Consider the following 18766-nt stretch of genomic DNA (forward strand, 5'->3'; position numbering starts at 1 on the left):
CAATCCTGTCACGCCCAAGGGCTTCACTCTTCGGCCGCGTCCCCGCCGCCAACCTCAGCTTCGCCGCCTTCCGCTTCTTCGGTGTCGGCTTCCTTGACCTGCGGCGACAGGATGGTGACAACGACCTGATCCGGGTGACCGTGATCGATCACCTCCACACCTTCGGGCAGCTTCAACTGAGCGATGGTGATCGAATCGCCGAGATTCATGCCCGTCAGGTCGACTTCGATGAATTCCGGCAGATTGCGCGGCAGGGTGGACACTTCCACGTCGGTCAGGATGTGCGAGGCGATACCATTCTGGAGCTTCAGGCCCGGCGCAGCGTCTTCGTTGGTGAAGTGCAAAGGCACCTTCATGGTGATGGCCACGCCGGTCTTGATGCGCATGAAGTCCATGTGCAGCACGAGCTGCTTGTACGGGTGCCACTGGGCATCACGCAGCACTGCGCGCTCGACCGTGCCATCGACATCAATGCTCAGGATCGACGCGTGGAAGGCTTCTTTGTGCAGCAGGTGATACATCTGGTTGTGATCCAGGGTGACGCTCACTGCGTCCTGATCCGCACCAAAAAGAATGGCCGGCACCTGACCAGCACGACGCAGGCGGCGGCTCGCACTCGATCCCTGCTCGACGCGCTTGGCGGCTTTGATAACGATATCCATGACAACTCCACTTAAAGACAGGCCCATCCGCGACCAGACGGGCCAAAAAACCTGACGGCAACGCCGTCAGGGAAAAATCAATCCATGAACAAGGAGCTGACAGACTCCTCGTTGCTGATACGCAGCATGGTGTCGGCCAGCAGCGAGGCCACCGATACCTGACGAATACGGCTACAGGCGCGCGCATCATCGCGCAGCGGGATGGTGTCGGTGACCACCAGCTCATCGAGCTCGGAATCGTTGATCCGCGAAATTGCGGCGCCCGACAGCACCGCGTGGGTGCAGTAGGCCAGCACCCGCTTGGCGCCGTTTTCCTTGAGCGCACCAGCCGCCTTGCACAAGGTGCCGGCGGTATCGACGATGTCGTCCATGATCACGCAGGTGCGGTCCTTGACCTCACCGATGATGTTCATGACTTCGGACACGTTGGCTTTGGGACGGCGTTTGTCGATGATCGCCAGATCGCATTCCATGCGCTTGGCAAAGGCACGCGCACGCACCACACCGCCCACATCGGGCGACACCACCATCAGGTCGGAATACTTTTGCTTGTCCAGATCGGCCAGCAGCACCGGCGCCGCGTAGATGTTGTCCACCGCGATGTCGAAGAAACCCTGGATCTGGTCGGCGTGCAAGTCCATGGTCAGCAAGCGCTGCACACCCACGGCCTGCAGCATGTTGGCCACCACCTTGGCGGTGATGGGCACGCGGGCCGAACGGGGGCGGCGATCCTGGCGGGCATAGCCGAAATACGGGATGGCGGCGGTGATACGACCCGCCGACGCGCGCTTGAGCGCATCGACCAGGATCACCATCTCCATCAGATTGTCGTTGGTCGGCACGCAGGTCGGCTGCAGGACGAATACATCCTTGCCTCGCACGTTTTCCAACAGCTCGACGTTGACCTCGCCGTCGGAAAACCGGCCTACCGTCGCCGAGCCGAGCGCCATGCCCAATCGACGAACCACATCCGAGGCAAGTTTCGGGTTGGCGTTGCCGGTAAAGACCATCAGGCTGCCGTGAGCCATACTGCTTCTCCGATGACAATCAGATTCAGATCGTGGTCGCAAAAACACGTCGGGCAGGCATCAAGCCTGCCCGACGTCAATGCTGGCTGGGGAGGAAGGATTCGAACCCTCGAATGCCGGAATCAAAATCCGGTGCCTTAACCAACTTGGCGACTCCCCAATTAATCGTTTCGCGCCGATCACACCGCCCAGTCGTACAGTGGGTGCCGTTGAAGGCTACTCACCGCCCACGCCTGCCACCGTTCGGGGCACTGCGCAACAACCTGTCGGGCCTGTGCTTCAGTCTCCATGGAGGCAAAAACACAAGCTCCCGAACCGGTCATCCGCGCCGCTGCGTGGTGATTCAACCAGTCGATCGCATCAGCGACCTGCGGGTACCGATGACACACTACTGGCTGCAAATCATTGCGAGTGGTGTGTATCGCGAAGTCCGGCATTTTGATGATTTCCGTCGAACGCGTCAACTCCTTCGCACAAAAGATTTCAGCGGTCGGCACCGACGCGCCTGGTGCGATCACCACATACCATGACGGCGGCAAGCACATGGGCGTCAAAGTCTCGCCAACCCCTTCGGCAAACGCATCGCGCCCAAAGATGAAAAACGGCACATCGGCGCCCAGTTCAAGCCCCAGCGCTTGCAGCCGTGCGCGCGACCAGTCAAGCCGCCACAACCGGTTGAGCGCCAACAAGGTGGTCGCGGCATCGGAACTGCCGCCGCCCAGCCCCCCGCCCATTGGCAGCACTTTGTCGACATGGATCTCGACGCCGGCGGACACCCCCGCCGCCGCCTGCAGTCGCCGCGCCGCGCGCACCACCAGATCCTGCTCGGCTGGCACGCCGGGCACATCGGTCATTCGCAAAATCTGGCCATCGTCGCGACAACGAAACTGCAGTTGATCGCCCCAATCAAGCAAGCGAAAGGCCGTCTGCAGCAAATGGTAGCCATCAGGTCGGCGACCGACGACATGCAAAAACAGGTTGAGTTTGGCGGGCGCCAGCGCGCTCAGGGTGTCGCTCATTGCCACTGTTCGACCAGCAATTTCAAACTCACATCGCCGCGGGTCACCTCCACCAGGCGCGGCGCGGCGTTGAAGTTCTCGCCGGCATAGGTGCGATAACGCACCTCCCAGCCCTGCTCGACAACTCGCTGCGGTCGACCGACCGGATCGCGCTCACGAACATCGTCTACCTGCGTGACGCCCGCCTGCAACCAGCGCGGCAAAAGCGCCACCGGCACATCGGCGCCAAGCATGCGCGCGAGCAGCTCGTCCAGCGGGGCAACATGCCGACCGCCGTCCGCCATTTGCAGCACGGCCACGCCGCCCGAAGACGCAAGCTCGGCCACCATCTGCCCTAGCGGTGAAAAGAACTGCCAGTGATCCTGCCCGGCCGCGTGTCGCCACGAGAAGCGGCCGTGCACGGCCTCTTCGCCGCGCTGGGCGGCGAGGCGTCCGGCCACATTGAAGCTTGCCAGCACGGGCCGCGACAACATGGATGCGGGCGGCGGCAAGGTCGGCTCAACGAGCGTGGCGCATCCAGCGATCATCAACGCCGCAATGCCCCCCAGGATGACGCGAATCACAAGCCAAATCGGCGCATGACCGCCTTCAGAGCGCTGCTGTCAGGATGCTTGGCGGCCGCAGCCTGCCAGGTTTCGCGGGCCGTTTTCTGGTCACCAAGTGACCAGAGCACCTCTCCCAGATGCGCGGCGATTTCGGGGTCGGCCCGGAGCGTGTAGGCTTTTTCAAGAATTGACCGAGCATCGGCCAGATGCCCCTGCCGGAAGCGGACCCAGCCCAGGCTATCCATAATGAACGGATCCCCCGGCGACAGTTCAACCGCCTTGCGAATCAATTGCTCCGCCTCATCCAGCCGCAGACTGCGATCAGCGAGCGAGTAGCCCAGCGCGTTGTAGGCATGTGCATAGTCGGGCTTAAGCGCGATCAGCTTGCGCAAGCGGCCCTCCATGGCTTCGATACGCCCGAGGCGCTCGAGCAGCATGGCCGACTCATAGAGCAGGTCGGCATTGTCGGGGGCGCCTTGCAGACCGTCATCGGCCACCTGCAGCGCGGTATCCAGCTGGCCCGCGTCGCGCAGCATTTGCGCTTCAAGCAAAAGGTAGTTCAATCGCTCGTCGGGGTTGCTGCCGAGCGCCTGCAGCCGTGCCCGCGCCTCGTCCACGGCGCCGCCCTGCGACAACATGCGTGCAATCTGAAGTTGCGCACGCTCCCGTCGCGGCGACTGCGCCACCGCGTCATAATGGGCCAGCGCGCCGGCCTGATCGCCGCGCGCCTCCAACACCTGCCCCAGCGCCATCTGGATGGCGTCTTTGTCCGGGTAGCCGTCGCCTTGCAAGTGTTCAAGATGTTGCTCGGCCGCTGCCAGATCCTGCACTTCGAGGGCAATCATGGCCGCCGCATAGCGCGATGACTGATCATCAGGCTCCTGCACCAGAACCGCCTCAAAGGCCTGACGCGCCTGCACATAGTCTTTGACGCTGACCAGCGCCCGCCCGTAGGCGCGACGCGCGGCGAGGCTATCGGGATTCTGTTCGAGATAGGTCGCCAAGGTTTTGGCCGCAAGCGCCGGGTTGGTGCCATGCTGGATCTGCGCCTTGAGCAACAGCGGCTGATCCCACGCTGGCCGCAGGCGAATCGCCTCGTCAAGCGCCCTCAGGCTGGCCGCTTCATCGCGCGCAGCAAAGGCCGAGTGCGCGCGGGCGAAATGGGCTTCGGCGTAATCCAGATAGGGTTCGGTGACACGCTCGACAATCTGGCGCACCGCGGCCTTGTCCGGCATGCGAGACAGCACACGATTCAGGCTGAGCAAGTCGCCCGGCAAGCGCGCGCCGGAAGTGGCCAGCGCCTCAGCCAGGCGCATGGCAATTTGTTTATTGGAGACATTGCCGCCTCCCATCGTGCCGGCCAGCACCCGCTTGGCATCGGTCGACTCGGGGTCAAGCTCTACCCACACGGCGGCGGCCTGCTGCGCCGCGTCAAGACGGCGCGCATAGAGCGCCACCTCGGTCGCACGCTGTGCCACACGCACATCTCGCGTGAGCTGCACCAGCTCCAGATAGACCGGAACCGCCACATCGACGCGGCCACGGGCGCCCGCGATCTCAGCCAGCAGGACGCCATACAAGACCTGCGGCAACAGAACTTGGCCAGGCATCCCCACCTGCGGCAACACGTCCGCGGCCACGGGCTCAGGCAGCGGCTCGGTCGCAGCGGCCTGCGCCGACACCACACTGGGCGCAAAGCCGGCCGCCATGAGCATGGCGAGGCGAAGCAGGGGCCGACGAAGCGTCGAGGTCAAAGACATGGTGGATCCCGAAAATCAATGAATGAAGCGCATTGCCGCCTAAAAGGCTGCGCACTCCGGGTTGGAGCGCATTTTTTACGGCTGGTTCGCGGGATGTTAGCAGCTTCGGGCGTCTGGGCAAGCCGCGGCGAGCGCCTACAATGCGATATCGCAATCAGGACACGACAATGCCGGAACTTCCCGAAGTCGAAACCACCCGACGCGGCCTGGCGCCGCATCTGGTCGGCCATGCCGTTCGCCGCGTCACGGTGCGATGCCCGACACTGCGCCGCCCCGTCCCGCCGACGCTCGCCGGCCAGCTGACCGGGCAAACGCTGCGCAACATCACGCGGCGCGCAAAGTACCTGTTGTTCGGCTTCGACACGGGCGTGCTCCTCGCGCACCTTGGCATGTCTGGCAGCCTGCGGCTGGTCGCGCCCAGCGCGGCGCCGGAAAAGCACGACCATATCGACCTCGACTTTGGCCATCTGTGCCTGCGCTACCGCGATCCGCGGCGGTTCGGCATGCTGCTGTGGCTGGACGACACCGCCGCCGACAACCCGCTACGCCACCTCGGCATCGAGCCGCTGGACGACGCTTTTGACGGCCAGTGGTTGCATAGCGCAACACGCAAACGCACAACACCCATCAAAACCTGGTTGATGGACAATCACAACGTGGTCGGCATCGGCAACATCTATGCCGCCGAAAGCCTGTTTCGCGCCCGCATCCATCCGCTCACACCGGCCGGTCGCCTCGGACCAACGCGCTGCGCCCGACTCGTAGACTGTGTTCGCGACACGCTCACAGCGGCCATCGCCGCCGGCGGCAGCAGCTTGCGCGACTTTGTGGGTGGCGACGGCAAACCCGGATACTTTCAACAGCAGTATTTTGTCTATGGCCGCGACGGCGCGCCTTGTCGCATCTGCGCCAGACCCATCGTGAAAATCACCCAGGCACAGCGCTCGACCTTCTTCTGCGCCCACTGCCAGCGCCGCTGACGACCGTTCGTCGCACGCCGACGACCACCCACACACCACGCTCAATTCGGGTTTGGCCTGTGCTTGGCCGGGCGCTATGCTAATAGCTTGCAATAGGCTTGGCCAATGTGCCGATTCCGGCGAGACAGACAGGGCCCCACATGGCACTTATCGATCAGTTTTCTCAATACAGCCAGTGGCGCACGGACGCCGCGCGCACGGTCGGACAACTTCGCCACTGGCTCAGCCAGAACGAAATCGGCGACGCACAGGGCGACCTGCGGCTGCAATACGTGCTTGACCGCCTGGGCGAAGACAAACTCACCGTCGCCTTTGTGGCGGAATTCTCACGCGGCAAGTCCGAGCTGATCAACGCCCTGTTTTTTTCCGACTACGGCGACCGGGTCCTGCCCTCCAGCGCCGGGCGCACCACCATGTGCCCGACCGAGTTGCAGTGGTCAGAAGGTGACACGCCGCAGATCCGCCTGCTCCCCATCGAGTCCCGCCGTGAGCACACCACGGTCGGCGAACTCAAGCGCTTCCCCGACATGTGGACGCAGTACCCGCTCGACACCAGTTCCGCTCACGCTCTCCAGGCGGCCATGGCGCGCGTCGGCGAAACCCGGTTGGTCAGCGCGGAAGACGCCGAGGCCCTGGGCTTTGCCATCGACCCGCAAGGCGAGGCTGGCTTGCAGCCGGACGACACCGGGCAGGTCGAAATTCCGTGCTGGCGTCACGCCATCATCCACTTCCGTCACCCGCTGCTCGAGCAGGGCCTGGTCATTCTTGACACCCCGGGCCTGAATGCGATCGGCGCCGAGCCCGAGCTCACGCTGTCGTTATTGCCTAATGCGCACGCCGTTCTGTTCATCCTGGCCGCCGATACGGGCGTCACCCAGAGCGACCTGTCCGTCTGGCGCGAATACGTCAACGCAGGGCAACGTCGCGACGGCCGATTGGTCGTCCTCAACAAGATCGACAGCCTGTGGGACGGCCTGCGTGACGAAGCGCGCATCAAGGCCGAGCTCGACCGTCAGGTCCAGGCCGTAGCGCGCAACCTGTCACTCAAGCCCGAATACATCTTCCCCATGTCGGCGCAAAAAGCGCTGCTGGCACGCATCCAGGGCGACAAGGCGCTGCTTGAGCGCAGCCAGGTCGCAAAACTCGAGGACGCGCTGACCGACCAGCTCCTGCCGGCCAAGCAACAAATCGTCCGTAACGCCACGCTCGCCGAAACCGACGACCTGGTCTCGCACGCCGACAGCCTGATGGCCTCGCGCCTGACCGGTGTGCGTGAACAGCTCAACGAACTGACCGAACTACGCGGCAAGAACCAGAGCGTCATCGAATACATGATGCGCAAGATCCGCTCCGAAAAAGCCGAGTTCGAAGACGGCCTGAAAAAGTACTACGCCGTTCGTAGCGTGTTCACCAACCTCACCAACAACCTGCTCGGCCACTTGGGCCTCGACGCCCTGCGCGACGAAACCCGTCGCACCCGCGAAGCCATGCTCGATTCAAGCTTCTCGCGCGGGCTGCGCGACGCGATGGTCGACTTCTTCAAGCATCTGCGCAGCAACCTGCGCAAGTCCTCAGATGAAGTCGAAGAAATCTCCGGCATGCTCAACGCGATGTACAAGCGCTTCTCCGTCGAGCACGGGCTCAAGCTCGCGCCGCCATCGGCCTTCTCGACCTCGCGCTACGAGCGGGAAATCGACCGGCTCGAACAAGCCTTCAACCATCAACTCAACACGCCGCTGACGCTGCTCACCACCGAAAAACACACCCTGACGCAGAAGTTTTTCGAAACCATCGCCGTTCAGGCGAGGCGCACCTTTGAGCTGGCCAACCGCGATGTTGAACACTGGCTGCGCGCCGTCATGTCGCCGCTCGAAACCCAGGTGCGCGAATACCAGTTGCAGCTCAAGCGTCGCCTCGAAAGCGTCAAGCGCATTCACCAGGCGACCGACACGCTCGAAGACCGCATTGTCGAACTGCAGCAACACGAAGACGTGCTCATCAAGCTGCGCACCGATCTGGATGCCGTCGCCTCTGACGTGCGAAAGGCGCTGGGCGGCGACGCGCCAGCGCTCCACGCGAACGCCAAAGCGGCTTGATCATAGCGCGGCGTGGACGGAAAAAAGCGAGGCAGCGTGCCTCGCTTTTTTCTTGACCGGACGCGCCGGCCCGATCAGCTCTTGCTGGTGAGCTTGACGAATTTTTCCATCAGCTGATCGTGAGTCTCCGGACGGTCCGGATCCAGCGGGATACAGTCGACCGGGCACACCTGCTGGCACTGCGGCTCATCGAAGTGGCCCACGCACTCGGTGCACTTATCGGGGTCGATCTCATAGATCTCGTCCCCTTGGTAAATCGCGTTGTTCGGGCACTCCGGCTCACACACGTCGCAGTTGATGCATTCGTCGGTAATAATCAGGGCCATGACTCAATCCTCTCCTTATGGCTTCCGTTCAAGCTTCAACCGAAGCTGTTCCAAGACGCTTGGTTGAACAAACTGACTGACATCGCCCCCGAGGCGCGCAATCTCACGCACCATGGTGGCGGAAATAAACATGTACTCTTCATCCGGCGTCAGAAACACGGTTTCGACATCCGGAAAGAGCTTGCGGTTCATGCCCGCCATCTGGAATTCGTACTCGAAGTCCGAGACCGCCCGCAAGCCGCGCAGAATAACGCGTGCGCCTCTCGCGCGCACAAAATCCATCAACAACCCATCAAAACCGACCACTTCGACGTTGTCATAGCTGCCCAACACACCTTGCGCAAGCGCGACCCGCTCTTCGAGCGAAAAGATCGGCCCTTTACCGGCACTGGCGGCGACGGCCACCACGACATTGCGAAACAGCAAGGACGCACGTCGGACCAGATCTTCATGACCGCGCGTGAGCGGATCGAAGGTTCCCGGGTAGATCACCGTCCCGTCTATCATTCCGCTCGTCTCCGCATCAACTGGTAGCACACTTGCCCGACCTTTCCTGATCGTTCGACATCGCAATCGGCCAGCGACTCAACCGGCGTCTCTGCCTCGACATAAATCCAGCCATCCGGTCGCAGCAGATGGGAAATCATCGGCTCGACACGCGTCAGCCAACCCTTGTGATAGGGCGGATCCAGAAACACCAGATCGTAGGCTTGACGTACGGACGCCGCAAATTTTACCGCATCGCCGCGAAACACACCTACTTGCGTTGCACCGAGTGCCTTCACATGCTGCTGCAATACCGCAAAAGCGCGCGGATCGAGCTCCACCAGATCCACCTGCGCCGCCCCGCGGGACGCCGCTTCCAGCCCCATGGCGCCGGTGCCGGCAAACAGGTCCAGACAGCGCCAACCCGTCAGGTCCTGGCCCAGCCAGTTGAACACGGTTTCACGCACGCGGTCGGGTGTCGGCCGCAGGCCGGGCACCTGCGCAACCGACAGCTGACGCGAGCGCCACTGCCCACCGACAATGCGCAGGCGGCTCACCGGGCAGGTGCAGCGCCGGATGCCGCCGCGGTGGTATCACCCTCGCCGCCAACGATCACGGTCACCAGATGCTCGGGCAGCACACGCCGCTGGAAGGCATCGCGGACCTGTTCAACGGTGAGCTCAGACACCGCGCGTGGGTACTGCTCCAGCCAATCGGCCGGCAAGCCGTAGAAACCGATCACGCCGACATAGCCGAGCAGCTTGGCGTTGGAATCCAGACGCAGCCCAAAACCGTTGACGATATTGCCTTTGGCGGCGTCCAGCTCTTCCTGGGTCGGCCCCTCGGCGATGAACTGCTGCAGGGTATCGCGCACCACGGCAATCGCATCGTCAGCCTGCTGACCGCGGGTTTGCAGACCGATCCGGAACGGCCCGGCCACGCGCTGCGGCTCGAAATAGCTGTACACGCTGTAGGCATAACCGCGTTTTTCACGAACCTCTTTCATCAGTCGGGACACAAATCCGCCGCCACCGAGCACATAGTTGCCAGCGACCAGTGCGTAGTAATCCGGGTCGTCCCGGGTCAAGCCCGGCATGCCGATCAACACATGGGACTGTGCGGCCGGATGCGCCACCCGAACCACCGCGCGCTCGCGCAGCGGGGGTGCCGGCAAGGCCGCCGGCGCTCCGCCCTTGGCGAGCCCCTCGGTCAGCCGCACCGCAATCGCCTCAGCCTCGGCCCGGCTCAGATCTCCCACAATGCTCACATGCGCCGCGGCGGCCGTGTAGTGCTGACGATGAAACGCCACCACATCGTCTCGGGTCAGGCCGTTCAGACTGGCTTCGCTGGTGGTGCGACCATAGGGGTGATCGCCATACACCGCCTCGCCAAACGCACGCTCTACCAAATAGCCCGGCTGCGTCTGCGCCTCTTTGAGCCCGGCAATGGCCCGCGCCCGCTCACGCTCAAACACTGCCTGCGGGTAGGCCGGTTGCTGGATCACCTCGGCCAGCAGATCGATCGCGGCCACGCGCTCGGTCGCGTTTGACAAGGTCCGCAGTGTCACGCTGGCGCGATCGGTCTCGGCGCCTGCGCCAAAGCGCGCGCCCAGATCGGCGAAGCGATCGGCCAGCGCATTCTCGTCTCGCTGCCGGGTGCCCGCGTCGAGCAGGCTGGCGGTGAGTCCGGCCAGACCGCTCTTGGCGGCGGGGGCGTAAGCGCTGCCGGCGGCAAAGTCGACCTGAATGTCGACAATTGGCAGCGCATGGGTTTCAACAAACGCCACCCGAGCGCCCGTCGACGCCACCCATTGCTGAATATCAACGCCGGCCGATACAGCGCTCGTGGAAAGCGCCAGGCAGGCGGCCAGTAAAGTACGAGTCATCGCGCGCATGTTCAGGGCCCTCAATGACGCGTCTTGACGGAGGGGCGACGCGCCATCTCCGTCGCAATCGGCAAGGGCTCAAGCGCCACCACCGTCATCTGATCTTTAGAGAAATACCGTTGTGCGACCGATTTCACATCCTCGGCGCTGACCTTGCGAATGCCTTCAAGCAAGGTCGCCTCGTCCTTCCATGACAAGCCCACCGCGGCCAGACCGCCGATTTCCATCGCCTGCCCCATCAAGGAGTCGCGCTGATACACCCGGCTCGCGACAGCCTGCGTCTTGACACGGGCAAGTTCATGCTCGGCCACGCCTTCGGTCTGAATCCGCGACAGCTCGCCGATCAGCGCGGCTTCGACCTCCGCCAGCGTCTTGCCCGGCGCCGGTGCGCCATCCAGATAAAACAGGGAGGGGCCCCGCGCGATGCCGTCATAGCCCGCACCCGCCGTCTGGGCCACCTGCCTGTCGCGCACGAGCGTGCGGGACAGGCGCGCGCCATCGTAGCCATCGAGCACCGCGGCGAGCACTTGCAGGGCGTACACGTCGGCATCCTTGGCCGGATCACGCAGGGTCGGCGTCGGCCAGGCGATCGCCACATAGGGCAACTCGGCCGGCGCGCGCACCACACTTCGCCGAACACCGCGCTGCGGCGGCTCTTCGACCACCGGACGCGAGGGCAACTGCGCCGCCGGGACTTGGCCATAGGTGCTCGCCGCCTGCTTGAATACCACTTGGTGATCCACATCGCCGACCACCACCAGCGTCGCGTTATTGGGGGCATACCAGTCGCGATACCAGCGACGCGCATCCTCCGGCGTCATCCGGTCGAGGTCAGTCATCCAGCCGATCACCGGCCGCTGATACGGGTGCGCATGAAACGCCGTGGCCATCAACTCCTCATGAACCAGCGAGCGCGCCTTGTCCTCGGTACGCAGCCGGCGCTCTTCCTTGACGACCTCGATCTCTTTGGCAAAAGCCTCATCGGTGAGCTGAAGATTGTGCATGCGATCGGCCTCAAGCGTCATCATCCGCTCGAGCTGACCCGCCGGCACTTGCTGGAAATAAGCGGTGTAGTCGTAGCTGGTAAAGGCATTGTCGCGTCCGCCCACGCCGGCGACGATCTTGTTGAATTCGCCTGGCCCAACGGTGTCCGTGCCCTTGAACATCATGTGCTCCAGCACATGCGCCACGCCGGAAGTACCCGCCACCTCGTCCATCGCGCCGGCGTCGTACCACACCATATGCACCACGGAGGGGGCGCGCCGATCCTCCTTGACGACCACCCGCATGCCGTTGTCCAGCCGGGTTTCGAAGGGATTGGCCTGGGCCACGGGCGCGCTGAAGGCAGTCATCAGCGCCAAGGCGCCGACCGCCGGCCAGGGCCGCCCACCACGAGGGGCCGCGATTGTCTCGTCACGCCCAAAGGCCGCGCGATCACACCACCGTTTCCACAATCTCATGCACGCATCCTGCATCTGATAAAATTCGGCCTTCGCCCGGCTCCGAACCGGCGGGCCATCTTAGCCGCTCGCAGCTTGCGCTGCCAGCAGCCCCGGCAAACAACTTCTGTGACCTGAGCCGCCATGTTTGGTTTCTTCAAAAAATCGCCCGCCAAAAGCGACGCCCCTCCGGACACCCCGGCAAATGCCGATGCGGTCGTCGACAATGACGTCCCAACCGAAATCGGGCCCGAGCCTGTCGCGCCCCCGCCAGCGGTGCCCGAGGCCGTCGTGGCGGCCCAATCGGAGCCCGCCCAGCGCCCGACAAAAAGCTCCTGGAGCGATCGCCTCAAGGCCGGCCTGGCGCGCACGCGCAAGCAACTGGGCGGCGGCCTGGCACACATGTTTGGCCTGCGCAAGATCGACGAGGCGCTGCTCGAAGACATCGAAAGCACGCTGTTGATGGCCGATTGCGGCATCGAGGCCACCACGCACCTGATCGACGCCCTGCGCAAACGCTGGAAGCGCGACAAACTTGAAACCGCCGATCAACTCCAGGCCGTGCTAGTCGACGAACTGACCACCCTGCTCACCCCCCTCGAAGCCCCGCTGACCGCCGACACGCACACGCCGTTCATCATCATGGTGGCCGGCGTCAATGGTTCGGGCAAAACCACCTCCATCGGCAAACTGGCCCATTGGTATCAAAGCCAAGGCAAAAAGGTGCTGCTCGCTGCGGGCGACACCTTCCGGGCCGCGGCGCGCGAGCAACTCATCACCTGGGGCGAGCGCAACGGGGTCGACGTGATCGCGCAGCAAAGCGGCGATGCGGCGGCGGTGATGTTCGACGCAGTTAACGCGGCGCGCGCACGTGGCGCCAATGTTCTGCTGGCTGACACCGCCGGCCGCCTGCCGACGCAAATGCATCTGATGGAAGAGATCGCCAAGGTTCGCCGCGTCATCGCCAAGGCCGACGGCACCGCCCCACACGAAGTGCTCCTGGTGCTCGATGCCAACATCGGTCAGAACGCGCTGGCGCAGGTCAAGGCTTTTGACGCCGCGGTGGGCGTCACCGGGCTGGTCATCACCAAGCTCGACGGCACCGCCAAGGGCGGCATTCTGGCCGCCATCGCCCGCCAGTGCCCGAAGCCCCTGCGCTTCATCGGCGTCGGCGAAGGCATTGACGACCTGCGCCCCTTCAAGGCGCGCGAGTTTGTCGATGCACTGTTTGCCAAGTCGGAATCCATCAAGTCTCGCGCCGAATGATCGTCTTCGAGCAAGTCTCCAAACGCTACCCGGGCGGGCACGAGGCGCTGTCCGAGGTCAGCTTTGAACTGCGCCACGGCGAACTCGTGGTGCTGTCTGGCCACTCGGGCGCCGGCAAGAGCACGCTGCTCAAGATGATCCCGGTGCTCGAGCGACCCACTTCAGGCCGCGTGCTGATCAACAACCAGGACGTCAGCCATCTGCCGCGCGCCGGCATTCCGTATCTGCGCCGCAGCCTGGGCCTGATGCTGCAAGACAACCGCCTGCTTTACGACCGCAACGTGTTCGACAACATCGTGCTGCCACTGGTCATCGGCGGCATGGCGCCCAAAGACGCGGCGCGCCGGGTGCACGCTGCGCTTGAGCGTGTCGGCCTGGGCGGGCGTGACCAGGAAATGCCGATCGGCCTCTCCGGCGGCGAGCAGCAGCGCGTCGCCATTGCCCGGGCCATCGTCAAGCGGCCATCCATCCTGATCGCCGACGAACCCACCGCCCACCTCGACGCCGCCTATGCGCACGAGATCGCCGAATTGTTCCAGTCCTTCAAATCAGTGGGCGTCACCGTCATTGTGTGCACCCATGACCCGGCCCTGTTTGCCGAGACCCGCCCGCGCCGTCTGGTGCTGCGCCAGGGACACCTGATCGAGGGGGCCGAATGATGGGCGCCTGGTCGTACCAACACCGCAAAGCCATCGCCCATGCGCTCGGGCGCCTGCTGCATCAGCCGCTGGGCACGCTGCTGTCGGCGTTGGTGGTCGGCATTGCGCTGGCGCTGCCGGCCGGCGGATTCGTGCTGGTCGACAACGTCGCCTCGCTGGCGCGTGGCGTCACCGGCAGCCCGGAAATCAGCCTGTATTTATCGCTCGACGCCACCGACGCCGACGTCACGGAGGTGGAGTCGCGTCTGCGCAAGCAAGACAATCTGTCGGGCGTGCAGTTCGTCTCGCGTGATGTCGCGCTCAAGCAACTCGCCGACAACGGCCTGGCCGATGTGCTCGACGGTCTGGAGCGCAATCCACTCCCGCACGCGTTCATCGTCACGCCGCGCCAGGAAGACCCGGCGCTGTTCGAACAACTCCACCAAACCTTCGCCGCATGGCCCAAGGTCGATCACGTCCAACTAGACGCAGCCTGGGTGCAGCGCATGCACAGCCTGCTGTCATTGGTCGAGCTCGGCGTCAGCTTGCTGGCGGTGTTGCTTGGCGCTGCGCTGGTGATCATCACCTTCAACACCATTCGCCTGCAAATTCTTACCCAACGGGCCGAGATCGATGTCACCCGTCTGCTCGGCGCCACAGACGCCTTCATCCGCCGCCCCTTCTACTGGCTGGGATGCCTGCAAGGCCTGCTCGGTGGTCTGGTGGCCTGGACCATCGTCACGGCCAGCATCTCACTGCTGCGGGGCTCGGTCGAATCGCTGGCGCAAGCCTATGGCGCCGTGTTTGCGCTCAACGGTCCGAACCCGACACAAGTTACCGGCCTGCTGGTGGTCGCCATCGCACTCGGCTGGCTAGGCACCGCACTGTCCGTGCGACGCCACTTGCGCGAGAGCGAATAGCCCCGGCAACGACACACTTGGCGAGCCTCAAGCGCACCATTCAGGGGCGCCGCATGCGATTATGTGACCCCAACGCCCACACTCGCCATGTCGACACTTCTCAGCACCTACTCATCCCCGGCGGGCCGCCACGACGAACTGCTTGATGCCAGCGGCAATGTTCGCCTTCAGTGGCGGCCACTGGTTGCGCGGCTGGACGCACTTGGCCTGGACGGGGTCAGCGCCCGCGCCCAGCTCGTATCGGACTCCATCTTCGCCGACGGTATTTCGTACAACGTTCACGCCGAAGACCATGAAGCGCCACATGCATGGGAACTCGATCCGCTCCCCTTGGTCATTGCGCCCGATGAATGGAAATACCTCGCCTCGGCCGTTGCGCAGCGTGCATCGGTACTCAACGCCATGCTCGGCGACCTCTACGGTCCGCAGCATCTCCTCGCCGAAGGCCTGCTGCCCTCCGCGCTCGTTTTCGGCCAACCCAGCTTCAAATGGCCCTGTGTCGGCATCCGCCCGCCCGGCGATGTGTTCCTGAACACCTATGCGGTCGACGTCGCCCGTGGCCCCGATGGCAAGTGGTGGGCGATTGCCGATCACACGCAAAGCCCGGCGGGTGCCGGATACAGCCTCCAGAACCGGATCATCCTGTCCAAGACTTTTCCGGACGCATTTCGGCAACTGCAAGTCCACCCGCTGGCCGATTTTTTCCGCACGCTTCTCGACGGGTTCTCGCGTCTAGCGCCAACCGACGGCGAACCGCCGCTTATCGTGTTGCTCACCCCGGGACCGGGCTACGAGAGCTATTTCGAACACGCCTTCCTGGCCCGTTATCTGGGCTATCCGCTGGTGGAAGGTCGCGATCTCACCGTGCGCGACAACACTGTTTACCTCAAAACGCTACGCGGCCTACGCCGGGTTCACGGCATCTTTCGGCGACTCCAGAGTGATCTGTGCGATCCGCTTGAATTGCGCGCCGATTCGGCGGTAGGGGTGCCTGGCTTACTCGCCGCGGCGCGCGCCGGGCGCGTGCTGATCAGCAATGCCCTGGGCAGCGGCGTCCTCGAATCCGGCGCGATCTTCGGGTTTTTGCCAGGCATTACCGAACGTCTGCTGGGCAAACCGCTGGCCATGCCATCCGTCGCCAGCTGGTGGTGCGGCGAAGCCGCCGCGCTGGACCACGCCATCGAACACCTCAACGACCTGGTCATCAAACCCGCATATTCCGATATGGGTCAGCCCGCCGTATTCGGCCACAACCTCAAAGGTACCGAGCGCGACGAAATGATCGCCAAGCTTCGCGCGCAACCCCATGCCTACGTTGCACAAGAATGGATTCCGATGTCACAGGCGCCCATATGGGGTGGCGATGGACTCCAGGCGCGCACGGTCGGCCTGCGCCTGTTTGCCGTCGCGACCGGCAATGGCTACACCGTCATGCCTGGCGCGCTCGGGCGCGTAGCCGCCAGCCCCCATCAGGAAGTCCTTTCTATGCCGCGCGGCGGGATCTCCAAGGACGTCTGGGTTCGTGCCAGCGGCCCGGTTCGACGCGTCAGCCTGCTAAAGCGGCGCCTTGGCGTGATCGACCTGGTCTGTGGCGGCTCGGACGTGCCATCACGCGTTGGCGACAACCTGTTCTGGCTGGGTCGCTACACCGAGCGCAGCGAAGCCACGGCTCGCCTGCTTCGCGCCACGCTCAGTCGACTTTCGACGGGCGACAACGACGACGAGTCATGCCTGCCTGACCTGCTCGCCGCCTGCCATCACATGGATATTCTTGCGCAAGCGCCAGAGCCTGACGCAACCGATGACGCAATCGAAAAAGTCGTTATTGCAGCGGTGTGCGACCCCTTGCAGATCGGCTCCCTGGCCAACATGTCTCAGCAACTCGTCTATAGCGCTGGCCAGGTTCGAGAGCGCATGTCCTCCGACAACTGGCATGCGCTGAACCGGATGTCCCGTCTGTTCGAGCAACCCGTCCAGTCCGTCGGTCAAGCGCTTGCCGCCGTTGACCGCACCATGCTCGACTGCATTTCACTGGCTGGCTTTGCCCTCGACGACATGACGCGCGACGAAGGCTGGCGCTTCCTTATTCTCGGCCGTCGCATCGAGCGACTCTACCGGCTCGCAGCCCTGATTGACGTCGCCCTGAGTTTCGAAGATGACGCCCGCGAACGTAGCCTGGAGTGGCTACTGGAAGCCACCAACGCCATCGTCACCTACCGTGCCCGTTACCGACGATCGCCAGAAGTGCTGCCTGTTCTGCACCTTCTCATTTTTGACGACACGAACCCGCACGCGGTGATATTTCAAATCAATCAACTCGATGTCGAACTCGACCGCATCAGTCGTGACGTCGGCCACGCCCGCGTCGACGCACTCAGCGTCATGCGCGCAGCGCTGCACCAATTTGATCTCACCCGCTTTGAAGCCGAGGACACGCGTGACGCCTGCCAGGCACTCGCGGCGGTGCTTGCAAAGATTGCTGACGACACCTCGGACCTATCCGAAAACCTGCACGAACGCTATTTCACCCATACCGCGCCAGACGTCCGGAAACACTGAGCATGAGCGCCGTCCGATATCATCTGCTGCACGACACTATCTATCGCTACACCCATCCGGTCAGCGAGTCACGCCAGATGATCCGCCTGTCACCCCGCGCCCTCAAAGGCCAGCGCAGCCTCTCGCACCGCCTGCTGATCGATCCCGAGCCTTCCCGGGCTGAAGACTGGACCGACAGCTTCGGCAATCGGGTTCGCACCATCGACCTCGAAAGCAGCCACGAACACCTACTCATCCGTGCCGAGTCCTGGGTCGAATTGACGCCACCAGTAAATGCGTCATTTGACGAGAGCCCCCCATGGGAGCAGGTTCGAGACACCTTGGCCTATCGAGCAGGACGCCCGCTCACGCCCGAAATCCTGGAGGCGAGTCCCTTCTGCTTCGAGTCGCCCAACATCAGGCTAAAACGGGAGTTCGCCGCATACGCACTTGAGATTTTTACCCCAGGGCAGCCGTTGCTGGCCTGCGTCAAACACCTGATGGCACGGATTTTCAGCGAGTTCACCTTCGATCCCGAAGCCACGGACGTCGCCACCCCAGTTACCGAAGTATTCGCAAAACGGCGAGGCGTCTGCCAAGACCTCAGTCATGTCATGATCTCTTGCCTACGCTCGATTGGCCTTGCTTCCCGATACGTCAGCGGCTATCTGCTGACATTGCCGCCCCCAGGGAAGCCGCGACTCATCGGCGCAGACGCCACCCACGCCTGGGTCTCTGTCTTCTGCCCCGGCATAGGCTGGTTCGACTTCGACCCCACCAACAACACAACACCGCAGCTTGAACACATTACCGTCGGTTGGGGCCGAGATTTCGCCGACGTTTCTCCCGTCCGGGGCGTCATCCTCGGCGCGGGCAGCCACTCCCTCGACATTTCCGTTACTGTCGTCCCGGAAGCCGAATTTTCACTGATCTACGAAAACGGCACATCCTTTGATCGCGCGCTGCATCAGCATCTGAGCGAGTGAATGATGGATTTGAAGCGGATTTGGTTTGTGTAATTATTTTGATGGATCAAGTAAAAAACCCCGCAATCGTTTGATTGCGGGGTTTTTCTTTTGGTTAGTCTGACGATGACCTACTTTCACACCCGTATGGGCACTATCATCGGCGCTGTTCCGTTTCACGGTCCTGTTCGGGATGGGAAGGGGTGGTTCCAG

General features: G+C 63.3%; 17 protein-coding genes, 1 tRNA gene and 1 rRNA gene. 7 read left to right on the top strand and 12 right to left on the bottom strand.

The window, feature by feature from the left end; translation table 11 throughout:
- Window positions 1-23: 23 nt before the first annotated feature.
- The 6 genes from FHP91_RS17390 to FHP91_RS17415 all read right to left on the bottom strand — a co-directional run bounded on the left by FHP91_RS17390 (window position 24) and on the right by FHP91_RS17415 (window position 5014).
- On the bottom strand, window positions 24-662 hold the full coding sequence (locus FHP91_RS17390; RefSeq protein ID WP_144310793.1) for a 50S ribosomal protein L25/general stress protein Ctc: 639 nt from the start codon (window positions 660-662) through the stop codon (window positions 24-26).
- Window positions 663-739: 77 nt separating this feature from the next.
- Entirely contained in the window at window positions 740-1690 is a 951-nt protein-coding gene (locus FHP91_RS17395) for a ribose-phosphate pyrophosphokinase (RefSeq protein WP_144177788.1), read from the bottom strand.
- A gap of 83 nt (window positions 1691-1773) precedes the next feature.
- Window positions 1774-1850: transfer RNA gene (locus FHP91_RS17400), tRNA-Gln, on the bottom strand.
- A gap of 19 nt (window positions 1851-1869) precedes the next feature.
- Window positions 1870-2709 (bottom strand): 4-(cytidine 5'-diphospho)-2-C-methyl-D-erythritol kinase, encoded by an 840-nt coding sequence (gene ispE / locus FHP91_RS17405; protein WP_144310794.1) that lies wholly within the window; start codon window positions 2707-2709, stop codon window positions 1870-1872.
- Window positions 2706-3272: an outer membrane lipoprotein LolB gene (locus FHP91_RS17410; RefSeq protein ID WP_144310795.1), complete on the bottom strand. Its 567-nt coding sequence runs from the start codon at window positions 3270-3272 to the stop codon at window positions 2706-2708. The genes ispE and FHP91_RS17410 overlap by 4 nt, the downstream gene beginning before the upstream one ends.
- Window positions 3269-5014 carry a tetratricopeptide repeat protein gene (locus tag FHP91_RS17415; protein WP_144310796.1) on the bottom strand — a complete coding sequence of 582 codons (1746 nt, stop codon included), beginning with the start codon at window positions 5012-5014 and terminating at the stop codon, window positions 3269-3271. Before FHP91_RS17415 ends, FHP91_RS17410 begins: the two co-directional genes overlap by 4 nt.
- 167 nt (window positions 5015-5181) lie before the next feature.
- Here FHP91_RS17415 and mutM point away from each other — a divergent pair, with 167 nt between their 5' ends.
- Entirely contained in the window at window positions 5182-5994 is an 813-nt protein-coding gene (gene mutM / locus FHP91_RS17420; RefSeq protein WP_144310797.1) for a bifunctional DNA-formamidopyrimidine glycosylase/DNA-(apurinic or apyrimidinic site) lyase, read from the top strand.
- A 140-nt stretch (window positions 5995-6134) separates the two neighbouring features.
- Complete coding sequence (locus FHP91_RS17425; RefSeq protein ID WP_144310798.1) at window positions 6135-8090, top strand: dynamin family protein; 1956 nt, start codon at window positions 6135-6137, stop codon at window positions 8088-8090.
- A 74-nt stretch (window positions 8091-8164) separates the two neighbouring features.
- Here FHP91_RS17425 and FHP91_RS17430 read toward each other — a convergent pair whose 3' ends face one another.
- The 5 genes from FHP91_RS17430 to FHP91_RS17450 are packed head-to-tail and all read right to left on the bottom strand — an operon-like array spanning window position 8165 to window position 12139.
- The gene (locus FHP91_RS17430) at window positions 8165-8416 is read right to left on the bottom strand and encodes a YfhL family 4Fe-4S dicluster ferredoxin (protein ID WP_144177810.1); all 252 of its coding nucleotides are present in this window, start codon (window positions 8414-8416) and stop codon (window positions 8165-8167) included.
- A 15-nt stretch (window positions 8417-8431) separates the two neighbouring features.
- Window positions 8432-8923: a pantetheine-phosphate adenylyltransferase gene (gene coaD, locus FHP91_RS17435; RefSeq protein WP_144310799.1), complete on the bottom strand. Its 492-nt coding sequence runs from the start codon at window positions 8921-8923 to the stop codon at window positions 8432-8434.
- Entirely contained in the window at window positions 8920-9459 is a 540-nt protein-coding gene (gene rsmD, locus FHP91_RS17440; protein ID WP_144310800.1) for a 16S rRNA (guanine(966)-N(2))-methyltransferase RsmD, read from the bottom strand. The genes coaD and rsmD overlap by 4 nt, the downstream gene beginning before the upstream one ends.
- Window positions 9456-10796 carry a M16 family metallopeptidase gene (locus FHP91_RS17445; protein WP_144310801.1) on the bottom strand — a complete coding sequence of 447 codons (1341 nt, stop codon included), beginning with the start codon at window positions 10794-10796 and terminating at the stop codon, window positions 9456-9458. Before FHP91_RS17445 ends, rsmD begins: the two co-directional genes overlap by 4 nt.
- Window positions 10797-10807: 11 nt before the next feature.
- Complete coding sequence (locus tag FHP91_RS17450; RefSeq protein ID WP_144310802.1) at window positions 10808-12139, bottom strand: M16 family metallopeptidase; 1332 nt, start codon at window positions 12137-12139, stop codon at window positions 10808-10810.
- A 231-nt stretch (window positions 12140-12370) separates the two neighbouring features.
- Between FHP91_RS17450 and ftsY the strand changes: the two genes are divergently transcribed.
- The 5 genes from ftsY to FHP91_RS17475 all read left to right on the top strand — a co-directional run bounded on the left by ftsY (window position 12371) and on the right by FHP91_RS17475 (window position 18574).
- Window positions 12371-13492, top strand: coding sequence for a signal recognition particle-docking protein FtsY (gene ftsY, locus FHP91_RS17455; protein WP_144310803.1), 1122 nt, complete (start codon window positions 12371-12373; stop codon window positions 13490-13492).
- Window positions 13489-14151, top strand: coding sequence for a cell division ATP-binding protein FtsE (locus tag FHP91_RS17460; RefSeq protein ID WP_144310804.1), 663 nt, complete (start codon window positions 13489-13491; stop codon window positions 14149-14151). The genes ftsY and FHP91_RS17460 overlap by 4 nt, the downstream gene beginning before the upstream one ends.
- A complete protein-coding gene (gene ftsX, locus FHP91_RS17465; RefSeq protein WP_144310812.1) occupies window positions 14151-15050 on the top strand; it encodes a permease-like cell division protein FtsX in 900 nt (299 codons plus the stop codon). The genes FHP91_RS17460 and ftsX overlap by 1 nt, the downstream gene beginning before the upstream one ends.
- An 87-nt stretch (window positions 15051-15137) precedes the next feature.
- Complete coding sequence (locus FHP91_RS17470) at window positions 15138-17609, top strand: circularly permuted type 2 ATP-grasp protein (RefSeq protein WP_144310805.1); 2472 nt, start codon at window positions 15138-15140, stop codon at window positions 17607-17609.
- A 2-nt stretch (window positions 17610-17611) separates the two neighbouring features.
- Window positions 17612-18574 carry a transglutaminase family protein gene (locus FHP91_RS17475; RefSeq protein ID WP_186301610.1) on the top strand — a complete coding sequence of 321 codons (963 nt, stop codon included), beginning with the start codon at window positions 17612-17614 and terminating at the stop codon, window positions 18572-18574.
- 97 nt (window positions 18575-18671) lie between these two features.
- Here FHP91_RS17475 and rrf read toward each other — a convergent pair.
- Window positions 18672-18766: ribosomal RNA gene (gene rrf / locus FHP91_RS21750) — 5S ribosomal RNA — on the bottom strand; the annotation flags it as partial.

This window comes from Denitromonas halophila, assembly GCF_007625155.1.
GTDB classification, from domain to species: domain Bacteria; phylum Pseudomonadota; class Gammaproteobacteria; order Burkholderiales; family Rhodocyclaceae; genus Nitrogeniibacter; species Nitrogeniibacter halophilus.